Raw genomic sequence first — 21,747 nt, 5'->3', positions numbered from 1 at the left:
CGGATGCCGGGGCTCTACGATGCGGGCCATGCCCGGCGTCGGACTGCACATGATCGTCAAGGACGAGGCGCCGGTCATCGAGCGCTGCCTGCGCAGCGTCCGTCCGTACGTCGACTGGTGGGTCGTCAGCGATACCGGCTCGACCGACGGCACCCAGGAACTGGTCCGCCGCAGCCTCGCCGGCGTGCCCGGGCGGTTGATCGAGCGACCCTGGGTCTCCTTCGGCCACAACCGGCACGAGGCGCTGGAGGCGGCTCGCTCGCTCGAGCACGCGCGCCGTGGCGACTACGCGCTCTGGATCGACGCCGACGACGAGCTCGTCGACGCGCCCGAGCGTTGGCCGGACCTGACCGCGGACGGCTACCAGCTGGCGGTCGACTACGCGGGCAACCGCTTCGGCCGGATCCACCTCGTGCGCCTCGACCGGCCGTGGCGCTGGCGCGGCGTGGTGCACGAGCACCTGGAGCTCCCGGGCGCGGAGGTCGGCACCCTCGCGGCGCCGCGCATCCTCCAGCACCACGATGGCGCCCGATCCCGAGACCCGGAGACCTACCGCCGCGACGCCGAACTGCTGGCCGCCGAGCTCCGGCGTCGGCCGGGGGACCCGCGCACGCAGTTCTACCTGGCGCAGTCGTGGCGCGACGCCGGCGAGCACGAGCGGGCGCTCGCGGCCTATCGGGAGCGGGCGGCGAACCAGCAGGGCTGGGACCAGGAGCGGTGGTACGCCGGCTTCCAGGTCGGCTGCTGCCTCGAACGGCTCGGCCGGCCGCACGCCGAGGTGGCCGAGGCCTATCTCGACGCCTATGCCGCCCGCCCGACGCGGATCGAGCCGCTGGTCGAGCTGGCGCGACTGGAGCGCTCGCGGGAGCGGTTCGAGGTCGCGGTGCTCTATGCCCGGGCCGCCGTCGCGGCCCCCGCGCCGGGTCCCGACGACCTCTTCGTCGACCACGACGCGTACCTGTGGCGGGCGCACGACGAGCTCGCGGTGAGCTGCTACTGGACCGGGCGCTTCGACGAGGGGCGGCGCGCCGCCGAGCACGCGCTCGGCGTACGCCCCGACGACGAGCGGCTGCGCGCGAACCTGGGGTTCTTCGACGCGCGGACCGGCGAACGCTAGCGCCGCGGGTGGGAGATAGCGTGACGGTTGGCGTGGTCAGGGTATGTGCGTCGCAAGGCGGCGGCGCGACGGCATACCCACTCGTCTTCCGAGCGTCGCCAACGCAGCGAGGTGCCTGCCATGGCTGTGCGAAACGTCATGGAATCTCCCGCGCGGGGCGCTAGGGTCGGCGCCGTGTCTCGGGTGCTGATCGTCGAGGACGATGTCGACGTGCGCGACTGGATCGCGCACTGCATGGTGACGGACGGCCACGAGGTGCGCGGACTGTCGTCCGCGGCCGCGCTGCGCCGGCTGCGTGAGGAGGAGCCGGCCTACCGGCCCGACCTCGTGCTGATGGACTACGCCCTCGCCGACACCGACGGGGTCGCGCTGCTGGCCGAGGCCGAGCAGCACTGGCCGGGCCTGCCCGCCGTCTTCGTCACCGTGCAGTGGACCGGCGAGATCATCGAGCGGATCGAGCGCTCGGGCCGCGAGCGGATCGCCAAGCCCTTCGACCCCGACGACCTGCGAGCGGCCGCCCGACGGGCGCTCGCGGCCGGGGGGAGCCGGGGGTGAGCCGGGCCCGGCTGCTCGACCTGGGGTCCTTCGCCGCGTACTTCGTCGTGGCGGCCCTGCTCGGACGGCTGACGGTGCTGGAGGGCGCGGAGCTTGCGCTGGTGTGGCCGGCGGCGGGTGTCGCGGCCGCGTGGTTCGCCGTCACCGGCTGGCGGCGCGGCCTGGTCCTCGACGCGGTCGTGCTGTTCGTCTGCTCCTGGGCGGTCAACGACCTGACCGGCGCCGACACCTGGCTGTCCGTCGGACTGGCGGCGGGCACGGTCGCGCAGGTGCTGGTGTTCGGGATGCTGCTGAGCCGCTGGTGTCCCGCGATGTGGGGCTTCGGCGACCGGCCGCCACCCGGGGTGCCGGGCGTGCGTGACCTGGGTGTCCTGGCCGGTGCGGCGTTCCTCTCCGCCGCCGTGGCGTCGCTGGCCGGACCCACCACGATCGTGCTGCTGACCGACGGCAGCTGGGCCTCGCTGGCGACCTGGGTCCTGCGCACCACGGTCGGGGTGCTCGCGATCTTCCCGCTGTCGATGCTGGCCCGCAACGTCGCGCGGGCCCCGCACGGCGGGCTCGCCGGGGTGGGGCGCGGAACCATCGTGGAGGCGGTCGGCCTCGTCGTGGCGACCGGTCTCGCCACCTGGCTGGTGTTCTGGACCAACGACGACCTGCCGGTGCCGTTCCTGGTGCTGACGACGTGCGTGTGGGCGGGGACCCGGTTCACGTCGTGGGTCGCCGACATCCACGCGATCCTGCTGACGGCGGGGGTCACGGTCGCCACCGTCCTGAACCAAGGACCGTTCACGAGCATCGACGACGTGACCGCCCGCGAGCTGGTGTTCCAGTCCTACGTCGCGATGATCGTCGTCCTGAACCTCGCCCTCTCCGTGGCCCGCCGCGAGCTGCTGCTCCTCAACCGGCGCATCGCCCGGTCGGAGGCCGCATCGCAGGAGCAGGCGACCATGCTCCGCACCATCCTCGACACGATGGCCGACGGCGTCAGCGTCCTCGACGACACCGGCCACCTCGTGCTCCGCAACCCCGCCGCGACCCATCTCATCGGCGGCGTCCAGCTCGATGCCGAGGGGCGGGTGGAGAGCGGGGACTACGGCATGTTCTACGCGGACGGCACCCGGCTGACACGCGAGAGTGGCCCGTTCACCCGGGCGCTCGCGGGCGAGCAGATCGACGGGGTCGACGTCTTCGTGCGCAACCCGGCCGCGCCCGACGGCCGGCTGATCGAGGTGACGGTGCGCCCGCTGCCGAACACCGACCCGCTGCTGACCGTGGCGGTCTTCCACGACGTCACGGCCGACCGGCGCGAGCGTGACGAGCTGGCGTCGTTCGCCGGTGTGGTCGCCCACGACCTGCTCAACCCGCTCACGGTCGTCGAGGGCTGGTCCGAGGCGCTGCTCGAGGCCGCGCAGGCCGGCACGGTCGTGCCCCTGGACCGCCAGGCCGACCAGCTCGGCCGGATCCTGCGGGCGGCCCAGCGCATGCAGCACCTGATCAGCGACCTGCTCGCCTACACGACGGCGCGCGACCTCAAGATCAACCCCGTGCGGGTCGACCTCCACGCGGTCGCCACCGACGTGGCGCGGGCGCGCGTCGACGCCGTCCGGGTCAAGGGCGGGGAGTCGCCCCTGATCACGGTCGATCCGGATCTGCCGCCGGTGCTCGCCGAGCCCGTGCTGCTGCGCCAGGTCGTCGACAACCTGGTCGGCAACGCGGTCAAGTACGTCGCACCGGGTGTCGTGCCCGAGGTGCGGGTCGCCGCCCGGGTGCTGGCCGACGGCGACGCCCACCCGATGGTGCTGGTCGAGGTCAGCGACAACGGGATCGGCATCCCCGAGGACCAGCAGTCACGGGTCTTCGACAGCTTCCACCGGGCGCACGCGGACGGCGGCTACCGGGGCACCGGCCTGGGGCTCTCGATCGTCAAGCGCATCGCCGAGCGGCACGACGGCACCGCCTGGGCGACCGGCAACCCGGCGACCGGGGGGACCACGATGAGCGTCACCTTCCCGTCAGCCGGGCGTCGGGATGTCGCCGAGCTTGACGACGGTGAGCTGGATGTCGCGGAAGTTCGCCTGGGAGCCGCTGACGTACCTCGGCCGGAAGATCCCCTCGGTGACGACGTTGGCGACGAAGGTGACCGAGCTGGTCACCGCGGCCGACGGTGACGCGGCGGCGGGGAACGAGAGCTGGCTGCCCATCCAGGCCGTGTAGTCGGACGAGGTGTCGACCCACCAGATCGCGGTGTTCGTCGACTCGCTGCGCAGCGACAGCGTGACCTGGTAGACGCCCGACGTGACGGCGATGTGGTCGCTCTCCACGCTCACGTCGCCGGCGTTGGTGTACATGCCGAAGCTCACCGTGTTGGCGCCGCCCGGGCTCAGGTTGGTCCCGTTGGCGGCGCGCGCGTACCCGTACGACGGCTGAGCGGTGCCGGCGGGGCCGGTCGCTCCGGTGGCTCCGGTGTCTCCTGCGGGCCCGGTCGCTCCCGTCGCGCCGGCGGCTCCGGTGTCTCCTGCGGGCCCGGTCGCTCCCGTCGCACCCGCCGGTCCGGTCGCCCCGACGGGGCCGATCGCACCCGGCGCGCCGGGTGCTCCCGCCGCCCCGGGAGTGCCGGTGGCGCCGGTTGCCCCCTGGGGACCCGCCGGCCCCATCGGCCCCATCGGCCCGGCGACGCCCTTCGGGCCGCGCGCGCCCTGCTGGGCGTTCTTGCCGCCGCGCTTCCAGCGGATGTGGCTCTCGGCCGGGCGGCAGTCGGCGATGCTCTCGACGACCCGGATCCTGCCGGTGTCGACGTTGTAGCAGGCGCTGATGATGCGCTTCGGGGCGGCCTCGGCCGCGCCGGCCGTGCCGATCACGGTGGTCAGGGCCAGCGAGGCGAGGGAGAGGGCGGGGACGATGCGGCGCCGGGTCGAGGTCACGCGGACGAGCGTAGGGTGTGTCGCACGTGACGCATGGGACTTTCCGAATTATCGGACGACGATCGACAGGAATCCGGTCAGGTCCCCGGTCAGGCCTCCATGGGGGTGGCCGAGAACTGGCAGTCCCGGAGCGCGACGTTCAGGGTCATGCCGTCGGGCACGTAGGCGAGGGTCACGATGTCGCCCGCCGTGAGATCGACCACGGTGTCGAGTGCGACCGGTCCCTGCGCCACGGCGCGCATCGTGAGGACGAGCGCGATGTTGACGTCCAGGATCCCCACCCGGCTGGTGGCGACGGTGGTCCCGTTGACCTTGAGGTCCAGCGACGGGTCGACGTTGGACCCGAGGGAGACGGTCTGGGCGGCGCTGAGGCCGACGTTGCAGCTCGCGGCCAGGCGGTAGGCGCCGGTCGTCGGCACGGTGAAGGTCCCCGAGGCCGGGTGGAACGCCGGGCCGGTGAAGTACGGCGCCGCGCCGCTCCACCCCGCCACGTCCGTGCCGCTGGCGGTGATGACGTCGGACACGGTGGTCACGGAGAAGAGTGGGGGAGTGGCGGCCTGGCCGGTCGCTCCGGTGGCGCCGGTCGGCCCGGTGACCCCGGTGGGGCCGGTGACCCCAGTCGGTCCGGTGACGCCCGTGGGGCCGGTGACCCCGGTCGGCCCGGTCGCTCCGGAGGCCCCCGTGGGCCCGGCTGCGCCGGTGGCGCCGATCGACCCGGCGGCTCCCGTCGCGCCCGTGGGCCCGGCCGGGCCGGTGGCACCGACGGGTCCGATGCCCCCGGTGGCGCCCGGCGCCCCGGCGACACCGGGAGCACCGGCCGGACCCGGAGCGCCGGTGGCGCCGGTTGCCCCCTGGGGGCCGGCCGGTCCGGTCAGGCCGCGTGGTCCGCGGGCGCCCTGCTGGGCGTTCTTGCCGCCGCGCTTCCAGCGGATGTGGCTCTCGGCCGGGCGGCAGTCGGCGATGCTCTCGACGACCCGGATCCTGCCGGTGTCGACGTTGTAGCAGGCGCTGATGATGCGCTTCGGGGCGGCCTCGGCCGCGCCGGCCGTGCCGATCACGGTGGTCAGGGCCAGCGAGGCGAGCGAGAGGGCGGGGACGATGCGGCGCCGGGTCGAGGTCACGGCGACGAGGGTAGAGCCCCGCGGGCGCGGCGTGACGGAACACCCCGGATTCGGGACGATCGTCGACACGTGCCGGGCCGTCACGCGGTCCGGGCTCTGCGAGGCGCGGGCCCGCGGCCCACTAGGCTGGCTCGCGCACGATCGAACCGTCCCCGGACCCAGCCAGGAGCATGACGTGGCATCCATCGAAGCTGTCGGCGCCCGCGAGATCCTCGACTCGCGCGGCAACCCCACCGTGGAGGTCGAGGTGCTGCTCGACGACGGCGCGTTCGCGCGGGCGGCGGTGCCGAGCGGAGCGTCGACCGGTGCCTTCGAGGCCGTGGAGCTGCGCGACGGCGGCGATCGCTACGCCGGCAAGGGCGTGCGCCAGGCGGTGGACGCCGTCATCCAGACCCTGGGCCCGGCGGTCGAGGGCCTCGACGCCGATGACCAGCGCCTCGTCGACCAGGCGATGCTCGAGGCCGACGGCACCCCCAACAAGGCCCAGCTCGGCGCCAACGCCATCCTCGGCGTCTCGCTCGCCGTCGCCCGCGCCGCGGCCGACTCCGCCGGCCTGCCGCTCTACCGCTACGTCGGCGGCCCCAACGCCCACGTGCTGCCGGTGCCGATGATGAACATCCTCAACGGTGGCGCCCACGCCGACACCAACGTCGACATCCAGGAGTTCATGATCGCGCCGATCGGCGCGCCGTCGTTCCGCGACGCGCTGCGCTCCGGCGCCGAGGTCTACCACGCCCTGAAGTCGGTGCTGAAGAAGCGCGGCCTGGCCACCGGCGTCGGCGACGAGGGCGGCTTCGCGCCCGACCTCGAGTCCAACCGCGCCGCCCTCGACCTGATCGCCGAGGCGATCGGGGTCGCCGGCTACGAGCTCGGCAAGGACATCACGCTCGCGCTCGACGTGGCCGCGACCGAGTTCCACTCCGACGGCGCCTACACCTTCGAGGGTGCCGCGAAGTCGAGCGACGAGATGATCGCCTACTACGCCGACCTGGTCGCGTCGTACCCGATCGTCTCCATCGAGGACCCGCTCGACGAGGAGGACTGGGCCGGCTGGAAGGCCATCACCGACCGGCTCGGCGCCCAGACCCAGCTCGTCGGCGACGACCTCTTCGTCACCAACGTCGAGCGGCTCCAGCGGGGCATCACCGGCGGTCAGGCCAACGCGCTGCTGGTGAAGGTCAACCAGATCGGCTCGCTGACCGAGACCCTCGACTCGGTCGAGCTGGCCCACCGCAACGGCTACCGCTGCATGATGAGCCACCGCTCCGGCGAGACCGAGGACACCACCATCGCCGACCTCGCCGTCGCCACCAACTGCGGCCAGATCAAGACCGGTGCCCCGGCGCGCTCCGAGCGGGTCGCGAAGTACAACCAGCTGCTGCGGATCGAGGACGAGCTCGCAGATGCGGCGCGCTACTCCGGCGCGTCGGCGTTCCCGCGGTACGCCCGCTGAGCGACCCTAGGAGACATGCCCTCCGAGTCTCGTCGTACGCCCGCGCGCGGCGTGCGGCCCCGAGGTCGCACCGGACCCGGCCGGGTGAGTGCGCCCGCACGGTCCGGCGCGCGTCCGGGGTCGGACGCGCCCGGGGCCGCCGTGGCCGGTGGGCTGCCCGGCCGGCGCCGACCGCGGCTCACGGGCCGGGCGGCGGTGCTCGTGCTGGTGCTGTCACTGCTGACGATCTCCTACGCCTCGTCGCTGCGCGCCTACCTCGACCAGCGCGCGCACATCGACGACCTCAAGGGCAAGATCGCGCTGCGCGAGGCGCAGATCGGCGACCTGGAGCGGGAGCAGCGCCGCTGGAAGGACCCGGCGTACGTCCGCCAGCAGGCCCGTGACCTCAACTACGTGATGCCCGGCGAGACGGCGTACGTCGTGCTCGACGAGGACGGCGAGCCGGTGCAGAGCGACGCGACGCTCAGCGACCCCGCCGCGGCGACCCCGAAGGCGCCGAAGGCCTGGTGGTCGACCGCGTGGCGATCCGTCGAGCTCGCCGGCAACCCGCCCGCGCCGGAGAAGCCGCCGGCCAAGAGGATCGGCAAGATCACCGACGGCGGCGGCTGAGCCGGTCGCGCCTCACCGCGCCACGGTGGTTGAGGAGGTTGCGCTGCACCGGCCCCACGGTGGTTGAGGAGGTTGCGCCGCACCGGCCCCACGGTGGTTGAGGAGGTTGCGCTGCAACCGTCTCGAAACCCCGCTGGCACGATAGGACCCGTGATCGACCCCGCCGACGAGTCCGCGATCGCCGCCCAGCTCGGCCGCGAGCCCCGCGCCATCCACGAGGTCGGGCACCGGTGCCCGTGCGGCAACCCCGACGTGGTGACCACGGAGCCGCGGCTGCCGAACGGCACGCCGTTCCCGACGACCTTCTACCTCACCTGCCCGCGGGCCGCCTCGCGCATCGGCACCCTCGAGGGCTCGGGCCTGATGAAGGAGATGCAGGACCGGCTCGGAAGCGACCCGGAGCTGGCCGCGGCGTACCGAGCCGCGCACGAGCGCTACCTGGAGTACCGCGCCACGCTTGGGCAGGTCGACGAGATCGAGGGCATCTCCGCCGGCGGCATGCCCGACCGGGTGAAGTGCCTGCACGTGCTCGCCGGCCAGTCGCTGGCGCAGGGGAGGGGCGTGAACCCGCTCGGCGACGAGGTGCTCGACCTGCTCGGCGACTGGTGGGAGTCCGGGCCGTGCGTGGTGGTCGACGGTGGTTGAGGAGGGCGTTCTGCGCCCGTCTCGAAACCAGGTGGCCGCCATCGACTGCGGCACCAACACCATCAAGTTGCTGGTCGGCTCGATGCTCCCATCGGATGGGCTGAGCGTCGACGTCCGCGAGATGCGGATGGTGCGGCTCGGCCAGGACCTCGACCGCACCGGCCGGATCGCCGACGAGGCGCTGGCGCGGGCGTTCGCCGCGATCGACGAGTACGCCGAGCTGATCCGCGCGCACGGCGTACCGCCCGAGCGGGTGCGCTTCGTGGCCACCTCGGCCAGCCGCGACGCGGCCAACGCCGACGTGTTCGTCGCCGGCGTGCGCGAGCGCCTGGGCGTCGAGCCCGAGGTCGTCAGCGGCGCGGTCGAGGCCGCGCTGTCCTTCGGCGGTGCCGTGCGCAACCTGCGCGACCGGCCGGACACGCCGGTCCTGGTCGTGGACATCGGCGGCGGCTCGACCGAGCTGATCCTGGGCGCGACCGGCCCGGAGGCCGCGGACTCGATGGACATCGGGTCGGTGCGGCTCACCGAGCGGCACCTGCGCTCCGACCCGCCGACCGCCGCCGAGATCGCCGCGTGCGTCGCCGACATCGACGCCCACCTGGACGCCTGCCCGGTCGACCCCGCCGACGCCGCCACGGTGGTCGGCGTCGCCGGCACCGTCACCCAGCTCGCCGCCGTGGTGCTCGACCTCGCGGCGTACGACCGGGAGCTCGTCGACCAGCAGGTGCTGCCGGTCGCCGACGTCCACGCCACCACCGACCGGCTGCTCGCGATGACCGTCGCCGAGCGCCTGGCCATCGCCTCGATGCACCCCGGCCGCGCCGACGTCATCGCCGCCGGCGTACTGATCCTCGACCGGGTGCTGCGCCGCTCCGACGTCACCTCGCTGGTCGTCTCCGAGTCCGACATCCTCGACGGGATCGCCTGGTCGCTGGTCTGAGTGCCCCGGCCGGCGGGATACCCAGTGACGTTCTGGTTGTTCCGGGCCACCGGGAACGACCGTTCCGTCACTGGGTATCGATCCGTGGGAGTTTGGCCGGGCCCGCTGCGGGCACGGGGTGGGTATGAAGAAGACGAGCCTGTTGATCGGAGTGGCCATCGGCTACGTGCTCGGCTCGCGGGCCGGGCGGGAGCGCTACGAGCAGATCAAGTCCGGGGCCAGCAAGGTCGCGCACGACCCGAGGGTGCAGGACGCCGTCGGCAAGGCGCAGGACGCCGTCGGCCACCAGGCCAGCGCCGTCGCCGGGGCCGCACGCGAGAGGGTCAACTCCCACCTCTGAGGTGCGGCAGGATGGCCGGGTGAGCTACGTCCCGCCCGGCACCGGCTGGCCCGGCGACCCCGCGACGGCCGAGACGCCGGTGGCGCGGACCCCGGCCCGGGTGCGCCGGCTGGCGAGCACCGCTGGCCCCGACGGGCTGGCCGAGCTCGATGCCCGCGTCTCGGTCTGTCGTGCCTGCCCGCGGCTGGTGCGCTGGCGCGAGCAGGTCGCCGACGTCAAGCGCGCGTCGTACGCCCACGAGACCTACTGGGGCCGGCCGATCCCGGGCTGGGGACCGCCCACCGCACGGATCCTGATCGTCGGCCTCGCGCCCGCCGCGAACGGCGCCAACCGCACCGGCCGGATCTTCACCGGCGACCGCAGCGGCGACTGGCTGTTCGCGAGCCTGCACCGGGTGGGCCTGGCCCGCCTGCCCACCAGCACCCATGCCGACGACGGCCAGGAGCTGATCGACACCCGGATGGTCGCCACCGTCCGCTGCGCGCCCCCGCAGAACAAGCCGACCGTCGCCGAGCGCGACACCTGCGCACCCTGGATCGTCGCAGAGCTCGGGCTGCTCGCCGAGCACGTCGAGGTGGTGGTGGCGCTCGGCGGTTTCGGGTGGGACGCCGCGCTGCGGTCGTACGCCGCGCTCGGCTGGGACGTGGTGCGCCCCAAGCCGCACTTCGGCCACGGCGCCGAGGCGCGCCTGGCCGGCGACGGCCGCGAGATCACGCTGCTCGGCTGCTACCACCCGAGCCAGCAGAACACGTTCACCGGGAAGCTCACCGAGGCGATGCTCGACGGCGTCCTCGGCCGAGCCGCCGACCTCGCCCGAGCCCGCTAGCCTCGCCCCGTGACGCCAGGCTGACGTCATACGGTCGGAGCATCCGCTTGCTCCGTCCGTATGACGTCCCGCGCGGCCCCCGTATCCCAACCGGCAGAGGAAGCCGCCTTAAAAGCGGCTAGTTGTGAGTTCGACTCTCACCGGGGGCACCCATCCGCGTCCGGCACTCGACGCCCGGCACGCCGCGGTCCAGTCCACCCCCACGGTTCGATGACATCCTCGCGACGTTTCGGCTGACAGAAAGAACATAATCTTATAAGGTCCGAATCATGTCAGACCTGTCGCACCTCAAGGTGACCCGCGGTTCGCGGGTCTCCCTCCAGGATCAGATCCTCCGGGCGCTCCTCCAGAAGATCGACGACGGCACCTACGGGCCCGGGGCGCGACTCCCCACGGAGCGCCAGATCGCCGAGGCGATGGGGGTGAGCCTCGCGCCGGTGCGGGTGGCGATGAAGCAGCTGGAGCTGTCCGGGCACGTCGAGCGGACCCAGGGGCGCGGCACGTTCGTGATCGAGCGGCCGGTGCAGTACGAGCTGCGGCTGATGAGCAGCTCCACCGACAGCCTGCGCCGGGCCGGTGTGCCCTTCTCCGTCGAGGTCGTCGACCAGTCGATTGGCACCCCGCCGGCGGCGGTGGCCGCCGACCTGGGGCTCGGGCCGGACGAGACCGCCTTCCACCTGCTCCGCGTGGTCGCGGTGCGCTCGCGGCCGGCCATCCTGCTGGAGTCCTGGGTCTCGCAGCAGTACCTCGGCGAGGTGGTCGACGACGAGATCTTCGACCGGGGCGAGTCGCTCTACGGCGTGCTGGCCAAGAACGGCGTCGTGCAGCAGCACGCGTCCGGGCAGGTGAGCATCCGCTACGCCTCCGAGGGGGAGGCCGACCTGCTCGCGATGCCCTTCGGTACGCCGCTGCTGGGCCTCAGCTCGATCACCTACGACCCCGAGGGCCACCCGATCGACAGCTCGCGCGGTCTCTACGACCCCGGCCGGTTCTCGCTCGAGATGGACCAGGCCATCGGACCGGACACGGAGAAGTGATGGATCGTCTGACCGAGCTCCGCACGGCGATCGCCGAGAACACCGTGCCCGGCGGCAGTGCCTACGGGCGTGCCGCCGCCGAGGTGATCCTGCTCAGCCTCGAGACCCAGCCCGGCGCCGACGTGCCGACCGTGGTCACCGACGCCGCGACCTGGCTGGTCGAGACGAAGCCGTCGATGACGAGCATGCGGACCGTCGCCGCCATGGCGCTCGCGGCGGCGACCGATCCCGACCCGCGGGCGTCCGTGGTGCGGCAGATGCGCGACTTCATCGTGGAGTCGGAGCAGGCGATCGCGCGGATCGCCGACCACGCCGAGGCGTTCATCAAGCCCGGCAGCAAGGTGCTCTACCACTCCTTCAGCGGCTCGCTGCTGCACCTGCTCGGCCGGGCCGCGGAGACCACCCCCGACCTCACGCTGATGCTCACCGAGTCGCGGCCCTACCGCGAGTCGCGCCGGATCGCGTCGGCGCTCGCGCACACCGACGCGTCGTTCGTCGCCTACAGCGACGCGTCCATGTCGCTGGCCGCGGCCGACGCCGACCTCGTCATCGTCGGCTGCGACGCGCTCTTCGTCGACGGCTCGTTCGCCAACAAGATCGGCTCGCTGCCGCTGGCTCTGGCCTGCCGGCACGCCGGTACGCCGTACTACGTCGCCACCGAGGTCTCGAAGCTCTACCCCGGCGATCCGGACGACGTGGCGATGGAGCAGCGGCCGTCGTCGGAGATGGCCGCCGACTGGGACCTGTGGGCCTCCGGCCGGGTCGAGGTGCGCAACCAGTTCTTCGAGCGTGTCCCGGCCGATCTCGTGACCGCCTACCTCACCGACCGCGGCGTCCTCCGTCCGCAGGAGGTCGGCGCCCGCACCCACTGATTCACCCATCTCGGACTCATCCCGCTAGGAGTAGCAATGCGACACCCACACCGCGCGTCCCGCCTGCCGCGGGCGTCCTTCGCGCTCGCCGCGACCTCGCTGGCGGCCCTGCTGCTGGCGGCCTGTTCGCCAGGGGAGGGGGCCGAGAACTCGGCGAAGCCCACCACGCCACCGGCGTCGACGGGCTTCGACACCAGCGAAGAGGTCACGCTCACGATCTCCGACGGTTGGGGTACGACGGGCACGGGCGAGCTGTTCGGGAAGATCCTCGACGGCTTCGAGGACAAGTACCCGAACGTCACGATCAAGCGGGACACCACGGACTACGACAGCTACAGCCAGTCGATCAACCTCAAGGGCTCCTCGCCGAACCCGCCGGACGTGATGATGCTCCAGACCGCGGGCTACGGGCAGGGGTTCTACCAGTTCGCCCGATCGGGCCTGCTGCTGCCGCTCGATGACTATGCTGACGCCTACGGCTGGTCCGGTCGTTTCGGTGCAGACAGCAACCTCGACGTGTTCCGGTTCGACGCCGACAACGGCGACCAGTGGGGCGCCGGCCCGCTCTACGGCCTGCCGGAGCAGAACGCGATGATAACGGTCTTCTACAACGCCAAGCTGATGAAGCAGGCCGGCATCTCCGAGCCGCCGGCCACCCTCGAGGCCTTCGAGGACTCGCTCCAGAAGGCCAAGGCCGCAGGCATCACGCCGATCGCGCAGGACAACATCTACACCCACCTCTACATGGCGATCTGGAACGCGATCTCGGGCGACGGGGAGCCGATCAACGACTGGATCTACGGACGAGGCGGGTCGTTCGAGAGCGCGGAGAGCCAGCAGGCCGCGGCGACGATCCAGGACTGGCAGCAGGCCGGGTACTTCCAGAACGGCGTCTCCGGCGCCACCGCCTCCGATGCGGCGGGCCTGTTCCTCAACGGCAAGGCGCTCTACTACGTCGCGGGCTCCTGGATGACCGGGGCGGTCGACGGCACCTTCGGTGCCGACGGTGGAGGGTTCCAGCTGACCGGCGACAGCGGCACGGCGCCTGCCGGCGGCGGGCTGACCACCCCGCTGACGATCAGCTCCAAGACCGAGCACCCCGACGTGGCCGCGGCGTTCCTGGACTACTTCACCAGCGAGGAGGTCTCCGACCAGCTCTACACCGGCGGCTGGGGCATCCCGGGTGCGCTCACCTCCGACAGCGTGGCCAACGGCACGGACCTCACCAGCCAGGTGCTGTCCATCCTCATGCCGATCGAGTCGGACGGCGGAGCCGGTACGACGCCGTTCCTCGACTGGGCGGCGCCGACGCTCACCGAGCAGCTCCCGGCCGCCCTGCAGCAGCTCGCGGCGGGCAAGCTGAGCCCGGCGGAGTTCACGGCCCAGATCGAGGGGATCACGTCGGACTTCGCGGACGAGCGGTCGGGCAGCTGACATGAGCATGGTGCGCTCCACGTACCGGACCGAGGGGGGCTCGGTACGTGGAGCAGCGCCGGCACGCGCGGTCGTCCGGCCGGCGCGGTGGCGCCGCAACCTGGTCGGCTGGGCGTACGTCGCGCCCGCGCTGGCCGTCTTCGCGATCGCGATCATCGGGCCGATGGTGTACGGCGTCTGGGTGTCGTTCTTCGAGTGGGACGGCATCACCGCGGCCAAGCCCGTCGGCCTGGACAACTACGCGTCGGTGTTCACCGACCCGGGCATCCGCGCCGCCCTCGGGCACTCGCTCTTCCTGCTGGTCTTCTACTCGGTCTTCCCGATCTCGATCGGCCTCGTGTTCGCCGCGGTGATCGCGCGACAGCGGCTCTGGATGGCGCCGATGTGGCGCACCCTGCTGTTCCTCCCGCAGGTGCTGTCGATCGTCGTCGTCGGCGTCGCCTGGCAGTGGATCCTGGCCGCCGACGGCCCGCTCAACGTCGCCCTGCGCGGTGTCGGTCTCGGCGGCGTGACCCGCTCGTGGCTGGGCGACTTCACCTGGGCGCTGCCGTCCGAGGGCGCGATCGGCACCTGGCTGATGTCGGGGCTGTGCATGGTGCTGCTGCTCGCCGGCGCGCAGACGCTCGACCCGCAGCTGTACGACGCGGCCGCGGTCGACGGCGCTGGGCCGATCCGGCAGTTCTTCCACGTGACCGTCCCGGGCCTGCGCAACGTGATCGTGGTCTGCCTGGTGCTCTCCGCCGCGGTCTCGCTCAACAACTTCGGCCTGATCTGGGTCACCACCCAGGGCGGGCCGGGCGACTCCACCCAGGTCATCTCGACGGCGATCTACACCCGGGCGTTCGTGCGCAGCCAGCTCGGCATGGCCTCCGCGCTCGCGATCGTGGTGTTCTTCGTGATGGTGGGGCTGGCCGCCGTCCTCGCCCGCCGATCGGAGGACGCATGATGACCCCTGCCAGGCTGACCCGGAACGGCCTCACGTACGGCGTGCTGCTGCTCGGGTCGTTCATCACGCTGGCGCCGCTGGTCGTGGTCGGCCTGACGGCGTTCTTCCCGCCCGGCACGCCGGTCGACGGCTTCTCGGTGCCCGACGAGCTGCACTGGGGCACGTTCACCACGGCCTGGGAGAACGGCGGCTTCTCCGCGGCCTTCCGCACCACGCTGATCGTCGGGGCGGCGGTGGTGGCGATCGTGACGGCCTGCTCGGTGCTCGCCGGCTTCGCGCTCGCCGTGCTGCCCTTCCGCGGTCACCGGGTGCTGCTCTACGTCTTCATGGCCGGCATCGTCACGCCGTACGTCGCCCTCGTGATCCCGATGTACTTCCAGTTCCAGGAGCTGGGACTGCTGGGCGGCTATCGCAGCCTGATCCTGGCCGAGGCCGGCCTCTACCTGGGCTTCGGCGTCTTCTGGATGACGTCGTTCTTCCGGTCGATCCCGTCGACGCTGCTCGAGGCCGCCCGGCTCGACGGAGCGAGCTCGCTGCGCATCCTGTGGTCGATCTACCTGCCGGTCTCGCGGCCGGCCGTGATCACGTTGATGATGCTGACCTTCCTGTCGTCCTGGAACGAGTACCTCGTCCCCCTGATCCTGGGTGGCGCCAGCAGCACGCCGACGGTCGCGCTCGGGCTGGCGTCCTTCCAGGGCCAGCACCTCACCGACGTGCCGTCGCTCGCCGCGGCCTCGCTCATCGTGGCGGTCCCGGCCGTCCTCCTCTACGTCCTCACCCAGCGGACCTTCTTCCGCGGCCTTCTCGACGGAGCCGTCAAATGAGTCATGGTCAGCCTGTGCGCAACCCCCGCCGCGTGCCGCCCGTCCCGGGGCGTCTGGTGCTGGGCCCGGACCCCATCGGGCTCCGCCAGGTCCGCGACCTCACGATCTGGGGCGACGGCGGCCTGCTGTACGTCGTCGCGTGCGACTCCAACGCGTCCGTCGGCGAGCTGCCGCACGACTTCCTCCAGCGCCCGCCCGAGGAGGCGGGCTACAACGCGTCGAAGGTGGCGCTGATGGAGGTGCTCGCCACCGGAGCCCGGCCGTTCCTGGTCACGAACACCCTGTGCGGGCCGCTCGACGACTACGGGTCGCGGGTGCTCGCCGGCATCGTGCGGGCGCTCGAGGAGATCGGCAGCGACGCGCCGATCGGGGGGAGCGACGAGACCAACATGGAGACCTCGCAGACCGGGGTGGGGGTGACGGTCGTGGGGCGGGCGCCGGTGGCGCAGATGCGGCTCGGCTCGAGCCGTCCGGGCGACGCCGTCGTGTGCATCGGCCGGCCGCGGGACGGCGTCCGGGTGCCCTACCGCGAGGGTGACGCCGACGTCGCCGCCCCGCGCGACGTACTCGCCCTGCTCGAGACCGAGGTCCACGAGCTGCTGCCGGTCGGCAGCAAGGGCGTCGCGTACGAGGTCGGCGAGCTCGCCGCGACGGTCGGCCTGTCCGTCACGCTGCGGACGGAGGCGTCGATCGACCTGGACGCCTCGGCGGGTGCGAGCACCTGCGTGCTGGCCAGCCTCCCGGAGGAGGCGATCGAGCGGGTGCGGACGGCGACGTCGCTCCCGGTCGAGGTGGTCGCGCACCTCAGGGCCGGCCCCGACGACCCGATGGGAGTGGTGTGATGCAGCCGCCACTCGTACCAGACCCGGCGGTCGCCGCCACGCATCACCGTCCCGGGGGGACGACGGTGGCGGCGACCGCCTGCGTCACGGGCGGGGTGGTCGACCGTCTCGTCGGCAGCATGGGGGTGTCGACGTGACGGCCGGCGGCCCGGGCCGGCAGCCGCATCTCCACGTCGCCCCCGGTGACGTCGGCGGCTTCGTGTTCCTGCCCGGCGACCCGGCGCGCACCGAGCTGATCGCGAGCCGGTTCGACGACGCCCGCCTGGTCGCGAGCAACCGGGAGTTCGTGACCTGGACCGGGTGCCTGGCCGGCGAGTCGGTCTCGGTGACCTCCACGGGCATCGGCGGCCCCTCGGCCGCGATCGCGATGGAGGAGCTGGCCAAGGTGGGCGCCCACACGTTCATCCGGGTCGGGACGTCGGGTGCGATCCAGCCCGACATCGCCACCGAGACACTCGGCGTGGTGCAGGCCGCCATCCGCGACGAGGGCACGACGCTGCACTACCTGCCCGTCGAGTTCCCCGCGGTCGCGCATCCCGACGTCGTCGCCGCCCTCCGCTGGGCCGCAGAGCGCTCCGGTCTGCCGGTGCGGGTGGGCGTCGCCCAGTCGAAGGACTCCTACTTCGGCCAGCACGAGCGGGACCGGATGCCGGTCGCCGCGCGGCTGGCCGAGCGCTGGGAGGCGTGGACCCGCGGCGGTGCGATCTGCTCGGAGATGGAGGCGGCCGCGCTGTTCATCGTCGCCTCCGTCCTCGGGGTGCGCGCCGGCGCGATCGTCACCATCCATCCGCTGCACGACGGCCGGCCCGAGGTCGCGCCGCTCGAGCCGCCGCTCGACGTACTCATCGACACCGCCGTCTCGGCGATGACCGAGCTGATCGGGAGGTGACGATCGTGGACCCGGTCCGCCAGGCCGTGCTCGACTACCTCGACGGGCAGTCGTGGGACTACGACGAGCACGACACGTTCATCGGCCTCAACCTCGCCGGGCAGACGGGGGAGTGGCCGGTGGTCTTCTTCATGCCACCGGACACCGAGGTGCTGATCGTCTACTCGATCCTCCCCGTCGAGGTCTCGCCCGAGTGGGCGCGCAACGTGAGCTCCTACCTGACCGCCGCCAACTTCGGGCTCTCGATCGGAAGCTTCGAGGTCGACCTCGCCGCTGGCCCGCGGTACGGCGAGGTGCGCTACCGCACCAGCGTCGAGCTGCGCGACGTACCGCCCAGCACTGCCATCGTCCGCAACCTCGTCGACGCCAACGTCGCCACCGTCGACGCCTACCTGTCCGGCCTGCTCGAGGCCGCACAGGGACGACCGTTCGAGTCCTGCATCGCCGACGCCGAAGGCGCCGACTGACCCCACCAGCTGACCACGAGGTTCGGGAGATCTCATGCACAGACACAGCGCCGCACGTACCCCCGGCGGGGACGACGGGCACCGCCGAGTCCAGCCCGAGCCGCGCAGCGAGGCCACGTCGGGTCAGCAGCAGGTCCTGAACCTCCAGCAGGGCGTGGGCAACAGCATCACCGGCCAGATCGTGCAGCGGTCCCCGGCCGTGATCCGGCGCGCCGGCGACAAGCTGGCGTTCGAGCGTGGGAAGGAGTTGGGGGAGGACGAGAGCTTGGCGGACGAGGTGTCCGAGCTGATCGAGAGCCATCGGCGGATCAAGCAAGGTCGCAAAGACAGCCTCGAATTCATCAAGGAGGCTCGTATCGAGACCGACGACACGATCTCCAAGTCACGAAGCCTCCGAATTCGCGCAGAAGGCAGCCGCACGGGTGTCCCGCCGGAGATCGTCAAACTCCGTCAGGAGCGGAACGAAGAGGCCACCGTTGGAGAGCACAAGAAGACGTTGGCGGACTACCACGACAGGGTGGAGGCAGACGCCGGCTGGCGCTGGGACCGGTTGAAGGGCACGTTGTCGGGCTTTCCGGGCATCAGCCTGGTCGGCGAACCGGCCAGCGGCAAGGTCGAGATCGTCAGCGACTCGAAGAGGACGATCTACACGGTCTACTTCGACAACGAGCGCTTCAACGCGGAGCCCGACGCAGATCGGCAGGACCAGGCGGATAACGTCTTCACCAAGCGCGGCTACAGCCCCACGGTGAAGCCCAAGCAGTTCGTCAAGGACGACAACGGCGTGCACACCCGCCGCTTCGTCACCCGCGCGATCACCATCTGGCACGTGGCCGCGATGTTCGGCCTCAACCTGAAGCCCAAGCAGAGTGGCGGCGAGACCGACGTCGAGCCGGCCTACGTGGATGAGGCGAAGACGACGCGGCTCGATGCGCAGCTGCCCCGCTACACCGGGGACACATTCGATGGCCACAGCGAGACTTTCGACCTCCGCGAGGCGGCCGCCCACGTCCCGCCCGGTGAGGTCGACGACTCAGAGTTCACGACGAGGTACTGGCGTCACCTGCAGGGTGTCCCCAAGCCACATCGCACGGTTCGGTCCGGCGCTCCCGAGGTTCGATCCTCTCCGGGAAAGCGGACCGGATACCAGTTCGCCCTCGGATACGCCGAAGCGCGCGGCCCGAAGTCGCGGATGGGCCTGAACGAGCGGGCCAGCATGCAGGTGCGGAACGGCTCCGGGCCGAACCAGCCTTTCCTCTCCACCGCCAGCGCCCAGATCGACCCCACCGGCAAGCGGAAGAAGGTGATCCGGGCCAACAAGGGCGAGCGGTTCGACACGGGCGCCGAGAACCAGGGCATCGTGAAGGTCGACCTCGCCAAGGCGCAGAAGCTGGGCATCAAGATCGTCAACCAGCACGCCGACGAGTCGAACCAGCACAAGATCGCGTGGGACCGGGTCTACCAACCGAAGGACATCGAGAAGCTCTGCAAGCGAGCCAGCATGGCGATCGAGTGGAGGAAGGACAAGAAACTCGCTCAGTACGCCGACGAGCTCCTGCCCGCGGAGGAAGAACTGAGTTCCTTCGAGGAAGCCGACAGGAAGCTCATCCTCGACGGGAACTCTGGTGAGGTCCTCAAGAGGTCGCACGTCAAGCGCTCGGCCCCCCAGGAGCTGGATGAGTACATCTACAGCGCGCGCAAGAACCGCGAGGTGCTGATGGACAAGATCCCGATCAGCTGCGTCACGGAGATCAACCTCAACAAGGACGAGGGCAAGTGGCCGGGCCTCGACGAGGGCATCGAGCGGGGCGAGTGGCTCGACTTCACCTCGGAGCTCCAGGGCAAGCTCAAGGCCTACCTGCGCGGCACCGAGTCCGCCAACGTGAAGGACGAGAAGTACGACAACATCCAGGCGATGTACAAGCGAGCCGAGATCGACAAGGCCAAGGAAGGCGGGAACCGGACATGACCGCCCTCAAGCCCCCGACGACCGCGCCCGCCTGGGCGGTCTTCGCCGACGCACTGCTGCACCGGGCCGCACTCGTGGCGCGGATCGCCTTCGACCGCCTGCCCTCGCCGCTGGCGGGGCTGCACATCGACGACGACGACCTGCTGCGCGCGGTCGCCGACCTGCCGGGCCGGTCGTTCGGTGACGACGGCGCCGTCGAGGCGATCCTGGCGCGGACCAGCACCTCGATCGAGGCGGTCCGGGAGTCGTTCCACCGGGACGCCGTCTTCGCCGGCCTGGTCCGCGGCGCGATGCTCAGCCGCGAGGAGGCGGAGGTGCTCGCCGTCCTCGCCGCCGTGGAGCTCGACCCGCGGCGCCAGCGGCTGGTGTCGTTCCTCAACGACGACGTCACGCAGCGGTTCCTCACGCCGTACTCCCTCAGCCAGCTCTTCATGGACGGCGAGGCCTGGGCGGTGCTGCGCCCCGACGGCGCGCTGCGCCGCTCGGAGCTGGTCACCTGCGAGGGCGGCCAGCCGTGGGCCCGGACGCCGGTGCAGCTGGCTCCGCTGGTGTGCTGGCGACTGGCCGGCCATCCGAGCGACGACCCCGCGCTGCCCACGGGGGCCGACCGATGGGAATGGGCCGTCCCGGGCGACGCGCGAACCCCGGAGGCCGTGGCGGGCCTGGTGATCGTCTCCGGGCCCGACCGGATCCGGCGCCGCCAGGCCGTGGCCGAGCGGTACGCCGCGGAGCGGCTGCTCGTCACGCCGCTGCCGACCGACGACCAGCAGTGGAGCGCCCTGGTGCGCCAGGCGACCCTCGACGGGGACCCGATCGTCCTCGAGCCGGACGAGACCGGCCTGACGCCGGCGACCCGGCAGCGGATCACCCGTGCGGGCCACCTGCGCTGGGCGATCAGCAGCGAGGTCGAGCCGGCCCTCGACACGCTGCCCCGGCAGCGCTGGGTCTCGGTGCGCCCCCGGTCGCCCCAGGCGACGATCGCCGAGATCGAGGCGGCGCTCGGGCCCCACGCGATCCACCACGCGGGCTCGCTGACGGCCGAGCAGCTCGCCCATGCGGGCGCCGCGGCCGACGCGGTCGGCGGAGACGTGGCCGCCGCGGTGCGCCTCTTGGCCGCCGGGGAGATCGACCGGGTCGCCCGGCGGACCACGCCCCGGCGCGGCTGGGACGACCTGGTGCTGCGCGAGGACAAGCTGGGCCTGGTCCGCGAGATCGCGGTCCGCCACCAGCACCGGCACCGGGTCTTCGACGAGTGGGGGTTCGTGGACAAGTCCTCCGCCGGCGTCCTCGCCCTCTTCGCCGGGGAGTCGGGCACCGGCAAGACCCTGTCGGCCGAGATCATCGCCGGCGAGCTGGGTCAGGACCTGTGCACCGTCGACCTCTCCCAGCTGATCAGCAAATACATCGGCGAGACCGAGAAGAACCTCGAGGGGGTCTTCACCGCCGCGGAGTCCAGCCCCGTCGTGCTCTTCTTCGACGAGGCCGACGCCGTGCTCGGCAAGCGGTCGGAGGTGTCCAGCTCGCACGACCGCTACGCGAACGTCGAGGTCGCCTACCTGCTCCAGCGCATCGAGCGACACCGGGGCGTCGTGGTGCTCGCCACCAACATGGCCAAGAACCTCGACCCGGCGTTTCTGCGCCGCATCCACGTCTTCGTGGACTTCCCGATGCCCGACGAGTCCGAGCGGCTGCGCATCTGGCAGCGGTGCATCCCGCCGGCGATGCCCACCGACGGGCTCGACCTCGGGCGGTTCGCCGCCCGCTTCGAGATGTCGGGCGGCTCGATCCGCAACGCCGCGCTGACGGCGGCGTTCCTCGCCGCCGACGCGGACACGCCGATGACCCCGAAGGTCCTCGTCGAGGCGGTGCGCCGCGAGCTGCACAAGGGCGGGCGCTACCTGCGCGACGACGAGTTCAGCGAGTTCCACGCGAGCTGACGG

General features: G+C 72.0%; 20 protein-coding genes and 1 tRNA gene. 20 read left to right on the top strand and 1 reads right to left on the bottom strand.

Going from position 1 to position 21,747, the window contains the following annotated elements:
* Positions 1 to 28: 28 nt before the first annotated feature.
* The 3 genes from FHU40_RS08425 to FHU40_RS08415 all read left to right on the top strand — a co-directional run bounded on the left by FHU40_RS08425 (position 29) and on the right by FHU40_RS08415 (position 3,840).
* Positions 29 to 1,117, top strand: coding sequence for a glycosyltransferase (locus FHU40_RS08425; protein ID WP_183591762.1), 1,089 nt, complete (start codon positions 29 to 31; stop codon positions 1,115 to 1,117).
* A 174-nt stretch (positions 1,118 to 1,291) separates the two neighbouring features.
* The gene (locus FHU40_RS08420) at positions 1,292 to 1,672 is read left to right on the top strand and encodes a response regulator (RefSeq protein ID WP_183591761.1); all 381 of its coding nucleotides are present in this window, start codon (positions 1,292 to 1,294) and stop codon (positions 1,670 to 1,672) included.
* Positions 1,669 to 3,840, top strand: coding sequence for an ATP-binding protein (locus FHU40_RS08415; RefSeq protein ID WP_183591760.1), 2,172 nt, complete (start codon positions 1,669 to 1,671; stop codon positions 3,838 to 3,840). The genes FHU40_RS08420 and FHU40_RS08415 overlap by 4 nt, the downstream gene beginning before the upstream one ends.
* An 842-nt stretch (positions 3,841 to 4,682) precedes the next feature.
* On the opposite strand, the gene FHU40_RS08410 is transcribed toward FHU40_RS08415, so the two are convergent.
* The gene (locus tag FHU40_RS08410) at positions 4,683 to 5,714 is read right to left on the bottom strand and encodes a collagen-like protein (RefSeq protein WP_221199531.1); all 1,032 of its coding nucleotides are present in this window, start codon (positions 5,712 to 5,714) and stop codon (positions 4,683 to 4,685) included.
* Between the two features lie 175 nt (positions 5,715 to 5,889).
* Here FHU40_RS08410 and eno point away from each other — a divergent pair, with 175 nt between their 5' ends.
* The 17 genes from eno (at position 5,890) to FHU40_RS08325 (ending at position 21,744) form a co-directional block, all read left to right on the top strand.
* A complete protein-coding gene (gene eno, locus FHU40_RS08405) occupies positions 5,890 to 7,167 on the top strand; it encodes a phosphopyruvate hydratase (protein WP_183591759.1) in 1,278 nt (425 codons plus the stop codon).
* A 15-nt stretch (positions 7,168 to 7,182) separates the two neighbouring features.
* On the top strand, positions 7,183 to 7,776 hold the full coding sequence (locus tag FHU40_RS08400; protein WP_183591758.1) for an FtsB family cell division protein: 594 nt from the start codon (positions 7,183 to 7,185) through the stop codon (positions 7,774 to 7,776).
* Between the two features lie 141 nt (positions 7,777 to 7,917).
* The gene (locus tag FHU40_RS08395; protein ID WP_183592250.1) at positions 7,918 to 8,421 is read left to right on the top strand and encodes a DUF501 domain-containing protein; all 504 of its coding nucleotides are present in this window, start codon (positions 7,918 to 7,920) and stop codon (positions 8,419 to 8,421) included.
* Positions 8,422 to 8,452: 31 nt separating this feature from the next.
* Entirely contained in the window at positions 8,453 to 9,361 is a 909-nt protein-coding gene (locus FHU40_RS08390) for a Ppx/GppA phosphatase family protein (RefSeq protein WP_343057786.1), read from the top strand.
* A gap of 124 nt (positions 9,362 to 9,485) precedes the next feature.
* Positions 9,486 to 9,701 carry a hypothetical protein gene (locus FHU40_RS08385; protein ID WP_183592293.1) on the top strand — a complete coding sequence of 72 codons (216 nt, stop codon included), beginning with the start codon at positions 9,486 to 9,488 and terminating at the stop codon, positions 9,699 to 9,701.
* A gap of 19 nt (positions 9,702 to 9,720) precedes the next feature.
* Entirely contained in the window at positions 9,721 to 10,527 is an 807-nt protein-coding gene (locus FHU40_RS08380; RefSeq protein WP_183591757.1) for a uracil-DNA glycosylase family protein, read from the top strand.
* Positions 10,528 to 10,602: 75 nt separating this feature from the next.
* Positions 10,603 to 10,676, top strand: a tRNA-Leu gene (locus FHU40_RS08375).
* 120 nt (positions 10,677 to 10,796) lie between these two features.
* A complete protein-coding gene (locus FHU40_RS08370; protein WP_183591756.1) occupies positions 10,797 to 11,564 on the top strand; it encodes a GntR family transcriptional regulator in 768 nt (255 codons plus the stop codon).
* On the top strand, positions 11,564 to 12,436 hold the full coding sequence (locus tag FHU40_RS08365) for an eIF2B alpha/beta/delta subunit family protein (protein ID WP_183591755.1): 873 nt from the start codon (positions 11,564 to 11,566) through the stop codon (positions 12,434 to 12,436). The genes FHU40_RS08370 and FHU40_RS08365 overlap by 1 nt, the downstream gene beginning before the upstream one ends.
* A 36-nt stretch (positions 12,437 to 12,472) precedes the next feature.
* Positions 12,473 to 13,870 carry an extracellular solute-binding protein gene (locus FHU40_RS08360; RefSeq protein ID WP_183591754.1) on the top strand — a complete coding sequence of 466 codons (1,398 nt, stop codon included), beginning with the start codon at positions 12,473 to 12,475 and terminating at the stop codon, positions 13,868 to 13,870.
* A gap of 1 nt (position 13,871) precedes the next feature.
* Positions 13,872 to 14,816: a carbohydrate ABC transporter permease gene (locus FHU40_RS08355; protein ID WP_215525201.1), complete on the top strand. Its 945-nt coding sequence runs from the start codon at positions 13,872 to 13,874 to the stop codon at positions 14,814 to 14,816.
* Positions 14,816 to 15,640, top strand: a complete 825-nt coding sequence (locus FHU40_RS08350; protein WP_183591753.1) for a carbohydrate ABC transporter permease — start codon at positions 14,816 to 14,818, stop codon at positions 15,638 to 15,640. The genes FHU40_RS08355 and FHU40_RS08350 overlap by 1 nt, the downstream gene beginning before the upstream one ends.
* Positions 15,641 to 15,654: 14 nt before the next feature.
* Positions 15,655 to 16,482, top strand: coding sequence for an AIR synthase related protein (locus FHU40_RS08345; RefSeq protein ID WP_183591752.1), 828 nt, complete (start codon positions 15,655 to 15,657; stop codon positions 16,480 to 16,482).
* Between the two features lie 133 nt (positions 16,483 to 16,615).
* On the top strand, positions 16,616 to 17,371 hold the full coding sequence (locus FHU40_RS08340) for a phosphorylase family protein (protein ID WP_183591751.1): 756 nt from the start codon (positions 16,616 to 16,618) through the stop codon (positions 17,369 to 17,371).
* A gap of 5 nt (positions 17,372 to 17,376) precedes the next feature.
* On the top strand, positions 17,377 to 17,838 hold the full coding sequence (locus FHU40_RS08335) for a type III secretion system chaperone family protein (RefSeq protein WP_183591750.1): 462 nt from the start codon (positions 17,377 to 17,379) through the stop codon (positions 17,836 to 17,838).
* Positions 17,839 to 17,992: 154 nt separating this feature from the next.
* Positions 17,993 to 19,807 carry a hypothetical protein gene (locus tag FHU40_RS08330; RefSeq protein WP_183591749.1) on the top strand — a complete coding sequence of 605 codons (1,815 nt, stop codon included), beginning with the start codon at positions 17,993 to 17,995 and terminating at the stop codon, positions 19,805 to 19,807.
* Complete coding sequence (locus FHU40_RS08325) at positions 19,804 to 21,744, top strand: ATP-binding protein (RefSeq protein ID WP_183591748.1); 1,941 nt, start codon at positions 19,804 to 19,806, stop codon at positions 21,742 to 21,744. The genes FHU40_RS08330 and FHU40_RS08325 overlap by 4 nt, the downstream gene beginning before the upstream one ends.
* Positions 21,745 to 21,747: the final 3 nt, after the last annotated feature.

The sequence above is a fragment of the Nocardioides soli genome (assembly GCF_014191495.1).
GTDB classification, from domain to species: Bacteria; Actinomycetota; Actinomycetes; order Propionibacteriales; family Nocardioidaceae; genus Nocardioides; species Nocardioides soli.
This window is presented reverse-complemented; position numbering and strand designations above follow the sequence as displayed.